The following is a 17,519-nucleotide window of genomic DNA, read 5'->3' on the forward strand; positions in this document are numbered from 1 at the left end:
ATTCATTCGTGATCGCCTTGGGTGTTGTGAGACCAAAAAGGAGAGATCAGATATGTCACACACCCGTTATGCATTCGTTAAGGCCCAATGGCACGCTGACATCGTGGACCGGGCTTTGGACGGATTTTTAGAGTCTATTCCAGCAAATTCGGTGGATGTTTTTGATGTTCCCGGGGCATTTGAACTGCCGCTTATGGCGCGTGATCTGGCCAATACCGGCCAATATCATGCAATCATTTGCGCCGCATTTGTTGTTGATGGCGGTATTTATCGTCACGATTTCGTTGCTGGCGCAGTGGTCGACGGGCTGATGCGGGCCGGTCTGGACAGCGGCGTGCCGGTGCTTTCGGTATCCCTTACGCCGCATCATTATCAGGAAACCGCACATCACAAAGCGATCTACAAGGCGCATTTCGTTGAAAAGGGGCGCGAGGCGGCACAGGCGGCACGCAGCATCGTCGCGACCCGCGCGCAAGTTTCTGCGAAAGCTGCTTAACCCAGATAATCGCGCAGTGCCGCTGGCGGATTGTCCAGCAATTCGTCAGTGGCAAGCGGCGGGTGTGCGATGTTGTCAGCGACCAGAATAACCTGATCTGCAATCTGGCGGGCATCCGACGGGGCGTGGCTTACCATCAGTACAGTCGCCCCGGATTCACGCGCCAGTTCCGCAACCAGATCCAGCATTTCACGGCGCATCGCAGGGCCCAAGGCAGCAAAGGGTTCGTCCAACAGGATCAACGGTTTCTTTTGCAACAGAATCCGCGCAAGAGCGGCGCGGCTTTGCTGACCGCCCGAAACATCCGCCGGTTTGCGTGCGCCCAACCCTTGCAAGCCGACGCGCTGCAATGCGTGTTCCACCTTGGCTTGATCCTCAGAGGAAAGGCGTAGTGTCGGGTGCAGGCCAAGACCGATATTCTGGGCCAGTGACAGATGTGGGAACAGGTTATTGTCCTGAAACAGCATGGCAACAGGCCGGTTGGATGGTGCGGCCTGTGTGATGTCCGTGCCTTGCCATTTCAATTGCCCTTCGGTGATGGGTTGAAATCCCGCAATTGCGTTTAACAGTGTCGATTTTCCGGCACCGGACGGCCCGATGACGGCAACAATCGCCCGGTCATCGACATCCAGATCGGCGCGCAATTCAAACGTTCCGCTGCGCAAAACGACCTTGTCCAGTTCAAGCACGCCAGCGCCCCCCTTTGTCACATATCCAGAACAGAAAAAGCGACAGCACCACAAGCAGCAAACCCGCGGCGGCGGCCGTTTCCATCTGATATGCCCCCATCAACCGGTACATCTGCAACGGCAAAGTCGCGCGTTGCGGATCGGCAAACAGCGCGATCACACCCAGATCACCCGTTGAAAGGGCCGCACCCAACCCGGCGGCGAACCCGATCTGCGGGCGTAATCTGGGCAGGATCAGTAGGCGCCAAATGCCAAGGCCCTGCACGCCCAGAGTTTGTGCCAGTGGCCCGTATTGCCCCAGAACATCCCGCATTCCCGGTACAAGGATGCGAAGCGCAAATGGCAAGGCCATCACCGCATTGACAAGCGCCGTTACCGGAACGGCCAGTGCGAACGGGTCGGCCAATGGAAAAAGCACGATGAACAGGCCCGTACCGATGACCAGGGGTGAGGCTGCAAGGCTTAGAAACCCGATGCTTTCAGTCAATCCGGTACGCGACTGTGCAATGGTTGCCGCCAGTGGCAACGCCAGCAGCAACAAGATCACGGTGCTGGTCAGCGCGATGGACAAAGACAGAAAAGCCGCGTGATAGACACTATTTGGCAGCGCAAAAAGTGCGGGCAGACCTGCCAGCACAACGGCCGTCAATGGCAGGATCAAAAACATTGCCGCACAAAGGATAAGAAGCGTATCAAGCAGTTTTGTCAGTGCTGATCTGGCATCCCAGCGTTGTGTGACCCGATCAAATCCGCGACCGAACCCGGTCTGGCTGGACACTGTCAGGGCCAGCACGGCCGCGGTTCCGGCAATCGCCATCTGCAAACAGGACAAAAACGCGGCCCGCCCCAAATCAAAATCAAACCGGAACGCCTGATAGATGGCCAGTTCTATTGTTGTGGCCTTTGGTCCGCCGCCCAGTGTCAGCGCAACGGCGAAACTGGTCAGGCAAATGGCAAACACGATTGCAAACGCACCCGGTAAAACCCGTGCTAGCATTGGCCATTCCAGCAGGCGTGCAATGCCTTTCGCATCAAAACCCAACTGTGCGGCCAGTCGAAAACGCTCGGATGGAATATCCTGCCACCCTTGCAGGATCAGCCGCGTCGCCAGTGGCAGATTGAAAAACATATGCGCCAGCACCACGCCGTGAAACCCATAGATCGACACAGGCGGCAATCCGATGCTTTCAAGCCCCTGGCTTACCCATCCGTTGCGTCCGAAAACGGCCAGCAAACCCAGGACGGCAACGATCACGGGCAGGATGAACGGTGCCCCAAGCAGCGTGATCAACACGCTGCGCCCCGGAAATGTCCGTCGCGCAAGGGCGCGCGCCACCGGAATTGCCAGCATCACGCTCAGCCCGGCAGAAACAAGCGCCTGAGACATTGTAAACCGCACGGCCGCCCAATCTGACGCGCCAAGGCTTTGCCCTGCCTCGGAGCGAAGGACAACAGCCAGCAAAGTGCCCAGAACCAGCGCTGCCACCAAAGCTGCAGCGCCGATTCCGGGCCAACGGTTTACTGCGACAACGCTGAAAGCCATTCGGCCAAAGCCTGATCACGCAGTGCCGGAGCATCTGCCGAGGGCACAATCAAAGCCTTTTCAGGCTTTATCAGAGTCTCAAACCCGTCTGGCAAACCGTTTTGCGGCGTCACCGAAGGGTACATCCAGTTCGTCGTTGATATCACCGACTGAAATGCATCTGACACCATGAATTCCAGAAAAGCGTCTGCCAGTTCCGGCTGGTCGCTGCTTGCCAGTTTGGCCGCCACTTCGATCTGCATGTAATGGCCTTCTTCAAAGGCAGCTGCCGATTTGCTCGTGTCGCCTTCGGCAATCAGGTGGTATGCCGGAGAGGTGGTGTAAGACAGCACCATGTCCGCTTCGCCTTCCAGGAACAGGCCATAGGCTTCGGACCAGCCTTTCGTGACGGTCAGGATATTGTCGGACAAACCCTCCCAGATTTGGGGTGCTGCATCACCATGTGCGGTCTTGACCCACATTAGCAGACCCAAGCCCGGAGTCGATGATCTGGGATCTTGAATGACGATCTTCAGATCACTGTCGGCCAGCGCGGAAAAACTTGTCGGCGGGGTCAGATCCGCATTGTGGACAAAGGCGAAATAGCCCCAGTCATAGGGCACGAAATGATCGTCTTGCCATGGGATCGGCAAGTTGTAATCCGCAGAAACCGAATGGGACACAAAAAGGCCCGTATCCAGTGCCGCCTGAGTCAGATTAGTGTCTAACCCTAGCACAATGTCGGCATCAGACCGTGCGCCTTCCAAACGGATACGCGCCAAAAGGGCGGCGCCATCGCCCGCCCCGACCAATTTCAGATCACAGCCGCAGGTTTTTTCAAACTCTGCTTCGATCACCGGGCCGGGCCCCCAATCGGACACAAAGCTATCATAGGTATAAATGGTCAGTTCCGGTGTTTCGGCAAAAGCCGTCGACGCGCCAATTATGCCCGCAACGAACGTGAGATACTTCATCGTATCCTCCTAATTGCGGCGTTGGGAAAAGGGGAAGAGCATTTGAGCCCGGACCTTCCCTCCGCCAGTGTTAACTGGTTCAGGTTCAACGGGTCCGCAGAATTGCATCTCAGCCAGCTAAGGCCCCCCGAGGTAGATTTGATCGTAAAGCCCGCCGATGATCTCTGCAAGCCGAAACACCTTGAGGCAGTGCCGCACCAAGGCTAGAGACAACACAAAGGAGTGTTTCATGTCGATCAACAGTTTTGGCCACCTTTTCCGCGTCACCACATGGGGCGAAAGCCACGGACCTGCCATTGGCGCAACGGTGGATGGCTGCCCACCCGGTGTGCCCGTTGACGAAGCAATGATCCAGCAGTGGCTGGACAAGCGCAAACCGGGCCAGAACAAGTACACGACCCAAAGGCGCGAGGCAGATGAGGTGCAAATTCTGTCTGGCGTATTCGAGGGCAAGACAACAGGCACGCCGGTGCAACTTTTGATCCAGAATACGGATCAGCGATCGAAAGATTATGGTGACATAAAGGACAAGTTCCGCCCCGGTCACGCCGACATCACGTATTTTCAGAAATACGGAATTCGCGACTATCGCGGCGGCGGGCGATCTTCTGCCCGGGAGACCGCCAGTCGCGTCGCCGCAGGCGGTCTGGCGCGCGAAGCCATCAAATCGCTTGTGCCGGATATTCAGATCACCGGCTACATGGTGCAGATGGGTGCGCACCCTATCGACAGGGAACGGTTCGATTGGGATCAGATCGAACAAAACCCGTTCTGGGTGCCCGATGCGCAGGCCGCAACCGATTGGGCCGCGTATCTGGACGGATTGCGCAAATCAGGCAGTTCGGTTGGCGCCGTGATTGAACTTGTTGCCCGCGGTGTGCCCGCGGGTTTGGGCGCGCCTGTCTATGCAAAACTGGATACGGATCTGGCTGCGGCGATGATGTCGATCAACGCGGTCAAGGGGGTCGAGATTGGGGAAGGCATGTCTGCCGCCATGCTTACTGGTGAACTGAATGCCGATGAAATCAGAATGGGCCCGGACGGACCGGTGTATTCGTCCAACCATGCGGGGGGAATTCTGGGCGGTATCAGCACCGGTCAGGACATTGTCGTTCGTTTTGCGGTCAAGCCCACATCTTCGATACTGACCACGCGCAAAACAGTGACTAAATCAGGTGAAAACACCGATATCATCACCAAGGGCCGCCACGATCCCTGTGTCGGGATCCGCGCCGTTCCGGTCGGAGAGGCGATGATGGCGTGTGTGCTGCTGGACCATCTATTGCTGCATCGCGGACAGGTCGGTGAAAACCAGGGTGTGATCGGGGAATAATTTGGCTTTTGGTGCGCAAAATCAAACGCCCCTGAATGGCACATGCGCAAGATGAAAGTTGAAGACGCATCATCGCGACCTGCACTTGGCATTGCGTTAAAGCTGACGGCGGTTTTCCTGTTCACCACAATGGCGGCGCTGATCAAGGCCACTTCGGATCTGGTTCCTGCAGGCGAGGCGGTGTTCTTTCGATCCTTTTTCGCGATTCCGGTGATTGTGATCTGGCTGATCCAGCGTGGCCAACTGCGCAGCGGACTGATCGCAAAAAACCCGTGGGGCCACGTGCGCCGGGGAATTTTTGGAACAACGGCGATGGGGCTTACGTTCTTTGGCCTCGGTCTTCTGCCGCTTCCCGAAGTGACGGCAATCGGGTTTGCCACGCCGATATTCACAGTCATTCTGGCGGCGATACTGCTGGGAGAGCGGATCAGGTTGATCCGTGTCGGGGCTGTCTCGCTCGGCTTGCTTGGGGTTCTGATCATATTGTCGCCGCGCTTGTCCGGTTCTTCCGGTCTGACCGATCAGGCCACCATCGGGGCGCTGATGATACTGGTTGCCACCTTTATGCGGTCGCTGGTGCAGATCCAGATACGTCAGATGGTTCAGACAGAACACACGGCTGCCATAGTGTTTTACTTTTCGGCAACTGCATCCCTGTTGTCACTGATGACATTGCCGTTCGGATGGGTGGTGCCTGACCTTACGACAATCGCACTTTTGGTTCTGGCCGGGCTGATGGGGGGCGTCGCACAAATTCTGATCACTTCGGCATATCGCTTTGGAACAGTGTCTATGCTGGCCCCTTATGATTATGCCTCGATGCTGTTTGCGATTGTGATCGGCTATGTCTGGTTTGGCGAGCTGCCAACGCTGGTCATGCTCTTTGGTGCGACGCTGGTGATCAGCGCCGGTGTCCTGGTGATCTGGCGCGAACACCACCTCGGGCTTGAAAGGCGCAAGGCCCGTTCCGTGACCGACCCGAAAGCCTAGCAATGCTATTCATCAAAACGGAGCGTGATCCGTACCGTCCCAACAGGAGCAAACATGACCGACGCAAACACCCACAAAGCTGAAATGAAAGCCGTGCAGGCCAAACACCGCGAGAAAATCGCCGAGGCAAAAGACCCCGGGCGCGGTCTGGTGCTTGTCCATACTGGCAACGGAAAGGGCAAATCCAGTTCCGCATTCGGGGTTATTGTGCGGGCGCTGGGCTGGAAACAGAAGGTTGGTGTCGTGCAGTTTATCAAGGGCACGTGGATCACCGGCGAACGGCAGTTCTTTGGCAGGTTGGGGCAGGTGGTCTGGCACACGATGGGCGAAGGTTTCACCTGGGATACACAGGACAAGGATCGCGATATCGCGGCTGCGACGGCGGCCTATCAGAAAGCCTGCGAAATGATGGAAAGCGGTGAATTCGACCTGATCGTTCTGGACGAAATCAATATCGCGCTGCGGTACGATTATCTGGATGTGGCTGCCGTTCTTGACGGGCTGAAGGCGCGATCTGACAAAACCAGCGTGATCCTGACAGGGCGCGATGCCAAGCCGGAATTAATGGAATACGCCGATTTAGTGACTGAAATGACCGAAATCAAACACCCCTATGCCGCCGGGATCAAGGCGCAGCGCGGCGTGGATTTCTAGGATAGCATTCGGGTGGCCTGACATGTCAGGCCACCTTTTGCTTACCTGCAGACTGCCGGATCAGGCGCGCACCAGTTTTTCATAGCCTTGCGCAATCTCGCGGGTCAGTGCGCCGACTTCGAAATTGTAATCCCCGATCTGGCCAACCGGAGTCACTTCGGCGGCGGTGCCGGTCAGCCAGCATTGTTCAAACCCTTCCAGTTCTTCGGGCATGATATGGCGTTCATGCACCTTGATCTGGCGGTCTTTCAGCATTCCGATCACGGTTTGCCGCGTCAGGCCGTTCAGAAAGCAATCCGGGTCGGGGGTGTGAACCTCGCCGTTCTTGACGAAAAAGATGTTTGCGCCGGTGGCTTCGGCGACATAGCCGCGATAATCGAACATCATCGCATCCGAACAACCTTTGGCCTCTGCCGCGTGTTTGGACATGGTGCAGATCATGTAAAGGCCAGCCGCTTTAGCGTGGCTTGGAATGGTTTCGGGGCTTGGGCGCTTCCATTTTGAAATGTCCAGCTTGGCGCCTTTCATCTTGGCGTCGCCGTAATAGGCACCCCATTCCCATGCCGCGATCGCCATGCGCACCGGGTTGCGGGCCGATGCGACACCCATGTCTTCGCCCGCGCCGCGCCAGGCGACTGCGCGCACATAGGCGTCCTGCAATCCGCTTGCCGCCAGAACCTCGACTTTGGCGGCCTCGATCTCGTCGATGGTGTATGGAATTTCGAAATCGATCATCTGCGCCGAACGCTTCAGGCGTTCGGAATGTTCGCGCGATTTGAAGATTTTGCCATTATACGCGCGTTCCCCTTCAAAGACAGAGGACGCATAGTGCATGGCATGGGTCAGAATGTGGACGTTGGCGTCGCGCCAGTCGATCATTTTGCCGTCCATCCAGATGTAGCCATCCCGATCATCATATCGTCCCGCCATGATAGAATCCTCCTATGCGTTGCGATTGTCTTTGCATATATTGCGCAAATTATGGCCACTTCGGACATATAATTGCGCGAAAACTGCGGTTCGATATCGCTTCGCCCTTGGAATGTCAACAACACTGACGTAAGCTGCCGCAAATCAGTTCAGTAAACGAGGGTATCATGGCCGAAGGGCGTGCGGCACAAGGGTACGGGGGTGAAAGCCTGCTGTTCCTCACGGACGAACAGTTGCGACAAGGGATCGAGGCAATGTTCTTTGCCTATCGCGGCTTTACCGCTGATCCCGACCGGATTCTTTCCGACATGGCCTATGGTCGGGCACATCACCGCGCGGTTCATTTCATCAGCCGCGCGCCGGGGACCACGGTGAACAACCTGCTGAACATTCTGGGCGTAACCAAACAATCGCTGAACCGCGTTTTGCGCACCCTGATACAGGATGGTCTTGTAGAAAGCCGTGTTGGCAAAACCGACAAACGCGAGCGCCACCTGCACCTGACGGAAAAAGGCGCCGAGCTGGAACGCACCCTTTCGGATGCACAACGCGAACGCATGCGTGCCGCCTATCGCGAAGCTGGCCCCGAGGCGGTCAGCGGGTTTCGCCAGGTTCTGGAGGCAATGATGGACGCCGACCTGCGGCGCAAATACGTCAGGCTGAAGGAGGCAGGCCAATGAGCGAGATGGACGCCCACCTGCTGATTGTGGACGATGATGAACGCATCCGCAGCCTGCTGCAAAAGTTTCTGGTGCGTAACGGATTTCTGGTCACATCGGCCCGCGATGCAGCCCATGCACGGCGCATTCTGTCGGGTCTGGATTTTGATATGATCGTCATGGATGTCATGATGCCGGGCGAAGACGGCGTGTCTTTAACCAGATCCCTGCGGGAAAACTCGCAAACGCCCATTTTGCTGCTGACGGCAAAGGGCGAAACCGAAAACCGCATCGAAGGGCTGGAGGCCGGTGCGGATGACTATCTGGCAAAGCCGTTCGAGCCCAAAGAACTGCTTTTGCGGATCAACGCGATTTTGCGGCGCATGCCCGAAACACCTGCCGAAAGCACCGCGCCGAAAATCCTGCATCTTGGCCCGATCCGGTACGATATTGAACGCGGCCAGATGTGGCAGGGCGTAGAACCTGTCCGGCTGACGGCCACGGAAAGCCAGTTGATGAAAATCTTTTCGTCCTGTCCCGGTGAACCGGTCAGCCGGGCCAAACTGGTCGAAGATCTGGGGCGCGATCTGGGGCAGGCGCAGGAACGGGCCGTCGATGTCCAGATCACCCGTTTGCGCCGCAAGATCGAAGAAAATTCGAAACAGCCCCGGTATCTGCAAACCGTGCGCGGGGCCGGATACATGCTGGCCCCCGATTAGACCGCCGGTCGGGATTCAAGTATTTTTAAAAAGGTGAAGACGGAAGATGCAGACTGCCCTGATTACCCACGCCGATTGTCTGGACCATGTCACGCCCGAAGGACACCCGGAACGTTTGGCGCGGCTGGAACATGTGCTGCACGCGCTGGCGCCGCTGAACCTGCCACAGATCACAGCGCCTTTGGCCGCCGAAGATGATGTTTTGCGGGTTCATCCGGCATCCTACCTGGCAGATCTGCGCCGCACGGCACCCAAATCGGGCGCCGCACAGATTGACGCGGATACATGGATGTCACCGGGCACGTTAACGGCCGCTTTTCGTGCGGCGGGCGCCGTTGTGCGTGCCGTTGATATGGTTCTGGCAGGTGAGACCGGCAATGCGTTTTGTGCCACGCGCCCACCCGGGCATCATGCGGAAACAGACACTGCAATGGGGTTCTGTTTCATCGGCAACACTGCATTGGCGGCGAAATACGCGTTGGATCACCACGGGTTGAACCGTGTTGCGGTCGTTGATTTCGATGTCCACCACGGCAACGGAACGCAGGATATCTTATGGGACGAAAAGCGCTCTTTGCTGGTTACGTCACAGCAAATGCCGCTGTGGCCGGGCACCGGACGCGCCGATGAAGCCGGTGCGTATGATAACATCCTGAATATTCCGCTGCCGCCCGGTTCGGATGGCGAAGATATGAAAAAGGCCTATTCAGAGACTGCTTTTCCCCGATTGCTGGCCTTTGATCCCGATCTGATCATCATCAGTGCGGGCTTTGACGCGCATCGCGATGATCCGCTGGCACAGCTTGACTGGACCACAGAAGATTTTGCGTGGATCACGGAACAGATTTGCGCCATCGCAGCAAAATGCTGCAACGGGCGCGTGGTCTCGACACTGGAAGGCGGGTATGATCTGACTGCGCTGGCCGCCGCAGCGCACGCCCATGTACAAGAATTGATGAAAGCCGCGATATGACCGATACCCCGACCGACACCCCGGTAAACGAAATGACATTTGAACAGGCCATGGCCGAGCTTGAACAGGTCGTGACCCAGCTTGAGCGCGGCGATGTCGCGCTGGATGCGTCCATCAGCCTTTATGAACGGGGCGCTGCCCTGAAAAAACGCTGTGAGGCCAAGCTGAAGGAAGCCGAAGAAAAAGTGGCTATGATCACACTGGATGCGGATGGTGCGGCAACCGGAACGAAACCTGTCGAAGGTCTCTGACGTGTTTGATGTTCGCCTGAAGGCAGCCGCAACGGCTGTTCAGGCTCATTTTGACAAGATACTGCCGACGCGGCCCGCCCTTCCTGTGATCAAAGGTATGTCTTATGCGGTTGGGGGCGGGAAACGCTTGCGAGCCTTTCTGGTGCTGGAATCGGCGCGGTTGCATTCTGTCGACCCGCAGCAGGCGATCTGGCCGGCCGCCGCGATTGAAGCCATGCACGCCTACAGCCTAGTTCACGACGATTTGCCATGTATGGACGATGATGATTTGCGGCGCGGTCTGCCGACACTTCATGTCAGATGGAACGAGGCGACGGCGGTTCTGGTCGGCGATGCATTGCAAAGTCTTGCGTTTGAATGTGTGACCCACCCCGAATGCGGATCTGCAGAAATCCGGGTCGAACTGGCCAGAAGTCTTGCCATTGCCAGCGGCGTGCAGGGTATGGTTTTGGGACAAGCGCTTGATATCGCCGCCGAAACAGCGGAATTGCCATTGTCGCTGGACGAAATTACTGCGCTTCAGGTGAACAAGACCGGCGCCCTGATCCAGTGGTCTTGCGAGGCGGGTGCGATCATGGCCATGGCAGACAATCGTGCGCTGCGCCAATTCGCGCAAGCATTGGGGCTTGCTTTCCAGATTGCCGACGACATCTTGGATGTGGAAGGCGATGCATCCAAGGCTGGCAAGCGGGTCGGCAAAGACGATGCCGCAGGCAAGGCGACGTTTGTGTCACATCTGGGTCTGGACGGGGCAAAGAAACGCGCCAGAGAACTTGTCCAAGCCGCCTGTGATGCGCTGGATGGCTATGGATCAGAGGCGCAAACCTTGCGGGAGGCGGCGCGGTTCGTTCTCTCGCGCGACAGCTAGGCACAGTTAGGCCTTGTGCCACAGGAGGCGCATATGAACGACCGGCCCAAAACGCCATTGCTGGACACGATTGATCGTCCGGCAGACCTGAAACAGTTGACCGACCGCCAGTTGACCCAACTGGCCGGGGAACTGCGTGCGGAAACGATTTCGGCGGTTTCGGTCACGGGGGGCCATCTGGGGGCCGGGCTGGGTGTGGTCGAACTGACAGTTGCACTGCATGCCGTTTTTGACACGCCACGCGATAAGCTGGTTTGGGACGTGGGGCACCAGTGTTATCCGCATAAAATCCTGACGGAACGGCGCGACCGGATCAGAACATTGCGGATGAAGGACGGGTTAAGCGGCTTCACCAAACGATCTGAATCGCCCTATGATCCTTTCGGAGCAGCCCATTCTTCGACGTCGATCAGTGCTGCATTGGGGTTTGCCGTTGCGTGCGATCTGGGCGGCAACACGCCCGAAGGATTGGGCGATGCCATCGCCGTGATCGGTGATGGTGCCATGAGTGCCGGAATGGCCTATGAGGCCATGAACAATGCAGGCCATTTGAAAAAACGGCTGATTGTCATCCTGAACGACAATGAAATGAGCATTGCACCGCCTGTCGGTGCCATGTCGTCTTATCTGAGCCGCCTTTACGCAGAAGAGCCGTTTCAGGAATTAAAGGCTGCAGCCAAGGGCGCGGTGTCCCTGCTGCCCGAACCGTTTCGCGAGGGGGCCAAACGCGCCAGGGATGTTCTCAAAGGCATGGCCGTTGGCGGAACGCTGTTCGAAGCGCTTGGGTTTTCTTATGTCGGGCCGATCGACGGGCACGACATGTCGCAGCTTTTGCCGGTGCTGCGCACCGTAAAGCAGCGCGCCACAGGCCCGATCCTGATTCACGTGATTACAAAAAAGGGCAAAGGCTACGCCCCTGCCGAAGCCGCGCGGGACAAAGGCCATGCCACAGCCAAGTTTGATGTTGTAACCGGCAAACAGGCCAAGACGCCTTCGAACGCACCCAGTTATACCAGCGTTTTCGCCAAGGCATTGCTGGCCGAAGCGGCGGCAGATGACAAGATTTGTGCCGTCACCGCCGCGATGCCGGACGGAACCGGGTTGAATATGTTTGCAGACCGGTATCCCAGTCGATGCTTTGACGTCGGTATTGCCGAGCAGCACGGGGTTACATTTTCGGCCGCTTTGGCCGCAGGCGGGATGAAGCCGTTTTGCACGATGTATTCCACGTTTTTGCAGCGCGGTTACGATCAGGTGGTGCATGATGTGGCCATTCAGCGGCTGCCGGTCCGTTTCGCGATTGACCGCGCGGGGCTGGTCGGCGCTGACGGCGCGACCCATGCAGGCAGCTACGACATTGCGTATCTCGCAAATTTGCCCGGTTTTACCGTCATGGCGGCCGCGGACGAGGCGGAATTGATGCATATGGTGGCCACCGCTGCTGCGCATGACAGTGGCCCGATTTCCGTTCGTTTCCCGCGCGGAGAAGGTGTGGGTGTCGATTTGCCTGAGCGGGGCGAGATTTTGGAAATTGGCAAAGGCAGGATCGTTCAGAATGGTGCACGGGTGGCCATCTTGTCCTTTGGGACCCGTCTGTCCGAAGTTAGGAAAGCGGCAGAATCGCTGGGCGCGAAGGGGATTAACCCCACGATTGCCGATGCGCGCTTTGCCAAACCGCTGGACAGGGATCTGATCCTGTCGCTGGCGCGCAACCACGAGGCCCTGATCACGGTCGAAGAAGGTGCCGTGGGTGGATTTGGCAGCCATGTTGCACAGTTGATCGCGGAAGAAGGCATTTTTGATACGGGTCTGCGATACCGGTCCATGGTTCTGCCTGATACGTTCATCGATCAGGCAAGCCCGGCGGACATGTATGCCAGCGCTGCAATGAACGCCGAACATATCGAAGCCAAGGTTCTGAACGTTCTGGGCATTGCGGCTATTGGTGAAAAAAGGGCCTGATAGGGTCTATTTTTTGGTACTGTCCGCCAGCATGGCCTGCAATCCTTCGCGGTAGGTGGGAAAGCTGAGGCGCACGTTCAATTCGTCCTTGATCCGGTCATTTCGCACACGTTTGCTTTCTGCATAAAAGCTGCGCGCCATCGGGGTAAGATCGGCATCTTCAAAGGCAATTTCCGGCGGAACGGGCAGGTTCAGCAATTGCGCGGCATAGCCGATCACATCCTGCGGCGGGGCCGGATCATCATCGCAAAGGTTGTAGACAGCGCCGGGATTGGGGCAGGTGATTGAGGCCATCAGGACTTTGGCAATGTCTTCCACGTGAATGCGCGAAAACACCTGCCCGTCTTTCACGATCCTGCGCGCGGTCCCATTCCGGACCTTTTCGAACGGTCCGCGGCCCGGCCCGTAAATCCCGGCCAACCGGAATATGTGCAATGGCAAGCCGGCAACCGATTGCCATTCTGCTTCGGCTTTCATCCGTGCAGTGCCGCGTTTTGTGCTGGGGGTCAGCGGTGTTTTTTCGTCAACCCACCCGCCCTGATGGTCGCCGTAAACACCGGTTGTCGACAAATATCCGACCCAGGTCAGATCCTTTGCCCTGTTTGCGATGGCATCACGGCACTGGGCCAGTACAGGATCACCTGATCCATCCGGGCCGGCCGAAACCAGAATATGACTGGCCTGCGCGATATGGTCCCGCATATCCGCACCCGGCCAGATAACCGGCGTAATTCCGTTCTGTTCAAGCTGCTTTGCCTTCTGATCTGATCGTGTTGTTCCGATCACACGCCACCCCAGCGGTAAAAGCAGGCGTGCCAGCGCCTGCGCTGAATACCCGTGACCGAAAGAAAGCAGCGTTTTTGTCATGGAACATCAGATGCGCAATGCCGGCCAAATATGCAAGCGCTACAAGGCACTTGATCGACAAAGGCAGTGTCGGGTCTAATGGGGTCATGACTTCGAAACCGCCAAACCTGTCCAGAGCGTATTCTCTTTCCTCGCCCGAGGATTCAAAACGGCTGTATGCAGACTGGGCAGAAAGCTACGATAAGGACTTTGTCGGGGAACAGGGGTACATCCTGCATTTGCAGGTTGCCCAGCATTTCGTCGCATCTGGCGGGCAGGGCCCTGTTCTGGATGTCGGGGCAGGTACCGGCGTGTGTGGCGCCGCCCTGCGCGAACTGGGCATTTCCGAGATCGAAGCAACGGACATTTCTGCCGACATGCTGAAGGTGGCCGCCGCAAAGGATGTTTATCGCAGCCTGTTCACAGCGGACCTTTTGCAGGGGTTGCCGGTTGCCGACAACAGCTATGGCGGGATCGTCAGTTCGGGTACGTTTACGGCGGGCCATGTTGGCCCACAGGCGATTGATGAACTTGCGCGCGTTGCAAAACCCGGTGGGTTGATTGCGCTTTCCATTAACGCCAAGCATTTTGGGTCAGCCGGGTTTGCCGCCAAATTCGAGACTCTGAATGGCAGTATTTATGATTTGTCTCTGACAAATGTGCGGATTTACGAAGTCACGACAAAGGGCGAACACAAAGACGATCAGGCCTTTGTCGCACAGTTTCGAAAGGCCTAACGCCCCTTCCAGACCGGATCCCGTTTTTCCGCGAAAGCGCGCGCGCCTTCCAACTGGTCTTCGGATGCATAAAGCGTGTCGACCGAAGGAATTTGCCGCCTTGTGATCCGGTTCATCGCGTCCTGAAATTTCGAATCTTCCGCGTCGCGCACGATTTCCTTGATCGCCGCGTAAACCAGTGGCGGCCCCGAGGCGAGAAGCCGGGCAAGCTCCCACGCGCGATCCATCAGCTGATCCGCCGGAATCACTTCGTTCACAAGGCCCCAATGATGCGCCTCGGGTGCGTCGAACCAGCGACCGGTCAGCAGCAATTCCATCGCGATGTGATAGGGAATGCGTTTGGGCAGTTTTACCGAAGCCGCATCAGCCACCGTTCCGGACCTGATTTCCGGCAATGCAAAAGTGGCATGATCCGCAGCCAGAATAATGTCCGCGCTCAAGGCCAGTTCAAGCCCGCCACCACACGCGATGCCGTTTACGGCTGCAATCACGGGTTTGTTCATGCCCCGCAATTCCTGCAATCCGCCAAAGCCACCGACACCGTAATCGCCATCAACCGCATCACCGTCTGCCGCTGCTTTCAGATCCCAACCGGGGCAGAAAAATTTCTCTCCTCCACCAGTGATAATCGCAACGCGCAATTCCGGATCGTCACGAAACCGCGCAAATACATCACCCATTTCGCGTGAGGTCAGCAGATCAATGGCGTTGGCCTTTGGGCGATCCAGCGTGACTTCAAGGATCGGACCTTCGGTTCTTGTTTTAAGCGGTGACATTCATGTGGCCTTTCTAATCAGGGCATCTGCGGCAACAGCGCGCGTCGGTGTGCATATCAGCGGATTAACCTCAACCTCGCAAACCGTATCGGCGTTTTCAACAACATAGGCCTGTATGGCCTGAACTGCCGCACAGATCGCGTTCATATCGGCTGCGGGCTGGCCCCGGAAACCGATCAGCAAAGGATAGGTTTTCAGCCTTGTCAGAGCCTGTTTTACCGCTGTGTCAGAAGCCGGTACCATCAACGACACCGCATCTGAAAGTATTTCCGTCAACGTCCCGCCGGCGGCCAGTGTCAGAACAAAACCGTGTGCCGGATCGCGGGTGATCCCGACAAGCAACTCTGCAACACCGCCCGTGATCATTTCTTCGATCAGAAACGTCTCGGTTGGCATTTCTCTTGCAACTGCGTGAACCTCGGCCGCCTTCAGGCCAACCCTGACCGCACCGACGTCGGATTTATGCGTAATTCCGATCCCCTTGAGAACAAGCGGTTCCGGCATGACGGTGGCCATTTTTTCTGCGGCTTCCGGACTTTCCGCAATATCCAGAAGCGGAACCGACAGACCATGCTGCGCCAGCGCCACCTTGGCTTGCACTTCGGTCAGAACGGTGCCGTCCCGGTCCCGGCCGGGGGGCAGCATCGGTTCGCGAATGGGGGCGTTTTTCGGTGCGGCGGCTTCGGCAGCGGCAATCGCCTCGCTCAGGCCAAGCATCGGGGTCACACCACCAGCGGCAAGTTGGGCGGCAACGTCCTGCGGCATAAGTTCGGGCAGTGTGGCGACCACGGCAACCGGCCGCCCTGTCCGCTTTCGAACCTCAAGTGCGGCATTGGTTGCGCAAACCCAATCAGACGCATCGGTATGAGGATAGTCGACAATGCTGAGTGTCAGCGCAATATCGGGTGCCGCCATAGGGGTCCAGGCATCGGCCATCGCACCATCATTGCGCCAGATATAGGTGTGGTAATCCAACGGGTTTGCTAAGGCGACTTTTGGCCCCAAAGCCTTTTTCAGAGCCTGCTTTTGCTCTGAATCAAGCGGTGGAAATTCAACATTGCGGCCATGTGCGGTATCAGCGGCCAGGCTCGCCTCCCCGCCGGAGCAACTGATTGATGACAACCGGTTCGATGCCAGCCGCCCGTTGAAGTGAAGCAGCTTGAGGGTTTCCAGAAAGGTCGGCAGATCATGCACCCGCGAGATACCCAGCCGGTCCAGAACGGCCTGTGCGCCTGCATCACTTCCCGCCAGTGATGCCGTGTGCGAAACTGCGGCTTTCTGAGCGTGTTCTGACCGCCCGACTTTCAGGGCAATCACAGGAACACCGCGTTCGTACGCGGCCAGCGCAAAGCGTTCCCAGGCGGAAAGCGATCCGAACCCTTCGATGTGAACCCCGATTGCGGTGACGCGCGGGTCGTCCAGCAAACCGCACGCAATATCGGCCTGAGACGTCTGGGCCATATTTCCGCACGTAACGGTGTACGCGATAGGCAATCCGCGTTTCTGCATCGTCAGATTGATCGCGATATTTGACGATTGCGTCAGGATGGCAACGCCCCGGTCAACCCGCGCGCATCCATGTTGATCCGGCCACAGCAACGCCCCGTCCAGCGCATTAATGAACCCGTAACAGTTCGGGCCCAGAATTGGCATCGCACCGGCGGCAGCAACCAGTTCCGCCTGCAAACCGGTGCCTGTTGCATCTTCGGCAGCGGCTTCGGCAAACCCGGACGCAAAACATACCGCACCGCCTGCGCCCATGCCCCGCAATCCGGTGACGGTTGCGATTGTGGCCTGGCGGTTGATGCCGACAAAGGTGGCATCCGGCGGTTCGGGTAGATCCGTAAGTGTTGTATACGCGTCAATCCCGCCAAAGGCACCGCCGTTGGGGTGAACGGGCCAAATGGACCCGCTGAATCCCATTTTCTGTGACTGGGCGATCACCTGCGCGCACCACGCTCCGCCTCCGATCACCGCAATCGATTTCGGCCGGAACAATCTTGACAGGTCAGACATCACCGAAATCCCGTTCTGGGTCGGACAAGCCGGCGTTTCTGGATATTTTTAAACAGAAGAAGCAATGCTTTATTAACTTTGGCAGTTCATTCGGGTCAGGCGGTACAGGCGGGGACGCCGATGA

General features: G+C 57.5%; 18 protein-coding genes and 1 riboswitch. Of the genes, 11 read left to right on the forward strand and 7 right to left on the reverse strand.

The features are described from left to right. Window positions 1-4: 4 nt before the first annotated feature. Complete coding sequence (locus tag OLX72_RS07280; RefSeq protein WP_302622800.1) at window positions 5-496, forward strand: 6,7-dimethyl-8-ribityllumazine synthase; 492 nt, start codon at window positions 5-7, stop codon at window positions 494-496. Here OLX72_RS07280 and thiQ read toward each other — a convergent pair. From thiQ to thiB, 3 genes are read right to left on the reverse strand one after another with little or no spacing between them, the layout of a single operon-like run. Continuing rightward, the gene (gene thiQ / locus OLX72_RS07285) at window positions 493-1,185 is read right to left on the reverse strand and encodes a thiamine ABC transporter ATP-binding protein (protein ID WP_114872476.1); all 693 of its coding nucleotides are present in this window, start codon (window positions 1,183-1,185) and stop codon (window positions 493-495) included. The two genes, OLX72_RS07280 and thiQ, sit on opposite strands and share 4 nt — an antisense overlap. After that, the gene (locus tag OLX72_RS07290) at window positions 1,178-2,728 is read right to left on the reverse strand and encodes a thiamine/thiamine pyrophosphate ABC transporter permease ThiP (protein WP_114871797.1); all 1,551 of its coding nucleotides are present in this window, start codon (window positions 2,726-2,728) and stop codon (window positions 1,178-1,180) included. The genes thiQ and OLX72_RS07290 overlap by 8 nt, the downstream gene beginning before the upstream one ends. Then, window positions 2,704-3,681: a thiamine ABC transporter substrate binding subunit gene (thiB, locus tag OLX72_RS07295; protein WP_433990148.1), complete on the reverse strand. Its 978-nt coding sequence runs from the start codon at window positions 3,679-3,681 to the stop codon at window positions 2,704-2,706. Before thiB ends, OLX72_RS07290 begins: the two co-directional genes overlap by 25 nt. A gap of 39 nt (window positions 3,682-3,720) precedes the next feature. After that, window positions 3,721-3,821, reverse strand: a riboswitch (TPP riboswitch). A gap of 89 nt (window positions 3,822-3,910) precedes the next feature. On the opposite strand from thiB, the gene aroC reads away from it, so the two are divergent. The 3 genes from aroC to cobO are packed head-to-tail and all read left to right on the forward strand — an operon-like array spanning window position 3,911 to window position 6,658. Continuing rightward, window positions 3,911-5,014 carry a chorismate synthase gene (gene aroC / locus OLX72_RS07300; RefSeq protein ID WP_114871795.1) on the forward strand — a complete coding sequence of 368 codons (1,104 nt, stop codon included), beginning with the start codon at window positions 3,911-3,913 and terminating at the stop codon, window positions 5,012-5,014. A 51-nt stretch (window positions 5,015-5,065) separates the two neighbouring features. Further along, entirely contained in the window at window positions 5,066-6,004 is a 939-nt protein-coding gene (locus tag OLX72_RS07305) for a DMT family transporter (RefSeq protein WP_114872475.1), read from the forward strand. A 54-nt stretch (window positions 6,005-6,058) separates the two neighbouring features. Then, window positions 6,059-6,658, forward strand: a complete 600-nt coding sequence (gene cobO / locus OLX72_RS07310; RefSeq protein ID WP_433990149.1) for a cob(I)yrinic acid a,c-diamide adenosyltransferase — start codon at window positions 6,059-6,061, stop codon at window positions 6,656-6,658. Between the two features lie 60 nt (window positions 6,659-6,718). Here cobO and OLX72_RS07315 read toward each other — a convergent pair whose 3' ends face one another. Beyond that, entirely contained in the window at window positions 6,719-7,588 is an 870-nt protein-coding gene (locus tag OLX72_RS07315; RefSeq protein ID WP_114871793.1) for a branched-chain amino acid aminotransferase, read from the reverse strand. 167 nt (window positions 7,589-7,755) lie between these two features. Here OLX72_RS07315 and OLX72_RS07320 point away from each other — a divergent pair, with 167 nt between their 5' ends. Genes OLX72_RS07320 through dxs form a run of 6 tightly spaced genes read left to right on the forward strand, consistent with a single transcriptional unit; the run spans window position 7,756 to window position 13,020 of the window. Further along, the gene (locus OLX72_RS07320; RefSeq protein ID WP_114871792.1) at window positions 7,756-8,268 is read left to right on the forward strand and encodes a MarR family winged helix-turn-helix transcriptional regulator; all 513 of its coding nucleotides are present in this window, start codon (window positions 7,756-7,758) and stop codon (window positions 8,266-8,268) included. Then, complete coding sequence (locus tag OLX72_RS07325; RefSeq protein ID WP_114871791.1) at window positions 8,265-8,966, forward strand: response regulator; 702 nt, start codon at window positions 8,265-8,267, stop codon at window positions 8,964-8,966. Before OLX72_RS07320 ends, OLX72_RS07325 begins: the two co-directional genes overlap by 4 nt. Window positions 8,967-9,012: 46 nt before the next feature. After that, entirely contained in the window at window positions 9,013-9,939 is a 927-nt protein-coding gene (locus OLX72_RS07330) for a histone deacetylase family protein (protein WP_433990150.1), read from the forward strand. After that, on the forward strand, window positions 9,936-10,190 hold the full coding sequence (locus tag OLX72_RS07335) for an exodeoxyribonuclease VII small subunit (protein WP_114871789.1): 255 nt from the start codon (window positions 9,936-9,938) through the stop codon (window positions 10,188-10,190). The genes OLX72_RS07330 and OLX72_RS07335 overlap by 4 nt, the downstream gene beginning before the upstream one ends. Beyond that, complete coding sequence (locus OLX72_RS07340; protein ID WP_433990151.1) at window positions 10,150-11,058, forward strand: polyprenyl synthetase family protein; 909 nt, start codon at window positions 10,150-10,152, stop codon at window positions 11,056-11,058. The genes OLX72_RS07335 and OLX72_RS07340 overlap by 41 nt, the downstream gene beginning before the upstream one ends. Before the next feature lie 33 nt (window positions 11,059-11,091). After that, window positions 11,092-13,020 carry a 1-deoxy-D-xylulose-5-phosphate synthase gene (gene dxs / locus OLX72_RS07345; RefSeq protein ID WP_433990152.1) on the forward strand — a complete coding sequence of 643 codons (1,929 nt, stop codon included), beginning with the start codon at window positions 11,092-11,094 and terminating at the stop codon, window positions 13,018-13,020. Window positions 13,021-13,026: 6 nt separating this feature from the next. Here the strand turns inward: dxs and OLX72_RS07350 are convergent, their stop codons facing one another. Continuing rightward, entirely contained in the window at window positions 13,027-13,887 is an 861-nt protein-coding gene (locus OLX72_RS07350; protein WP_114871786.1) for an SDR family oxidoreductase, read from the reverse strand. Between the two features lie 86 nt (window positions 13,888-13,973). Here OLX72_RS07350 and OLX72_RS07355 point away from each other — a divergent pair, with 86 nt between their 5' ends. Continuing rightward, window positions 13,974-14,603 carry a class I SAM-dependent DNA methyltransferase gene (locus OLX72_RS07355; RefSeq protein ID WP_433990153.1) on the forward strand — a complete coding sequence of 210 codons (630 nt, stop codon included), beginning with the start codon at window positions 13,974-13,976 and terminating at the stop codon, window positions 14,601-14,603. Here OLX72_RS07355 and OLX72_RS07360 read toward each other — a convergent pair. Both OLX72_RS07360 and OLX72_RS07365 read right to left on the reverse strand, forming a co-directional pair. Further along, complete coding sequence (locus OLX72_RS07360; protein ID WP_114871785.1) at window positions 14,600-15,379, reverse strand: carnitinyl-CoA dehydratase; 780 nt, start codon at window positions 15,377-15,379, stop codon at window positions 14,600-14,602. The two genes, OLX72_RS07355 and OLX72_RS07360, sit on opposite strands and share 4 nt — an antisense overlap. Next, window positions 15,380-17,395 carry an acetate--CoA ligase family protein gene (locus tag OLX72_RS07365; RefSeq protein ID WP_433990154.1) on the reverse strand — a complete coding sequence of 672 codons (2,016 nt, stop codon included), beginning with the start codon at window positions 17,393-17,395 and terminating at the stop codon, window positions 15,380-15,382. Between the last annotated feature and the right edge of the window lie 124 nt (window positions 17,396-17,519).

It is taken from the genome of Sulfitobacter sp. TBRI5 (genome assembly GCF_051013555.1).
Lineage (GTDB): Bacteria > Pseudomonadota > Alphaproteobacteria > Rhodobacterales > Rhodobacteraceae > JL08.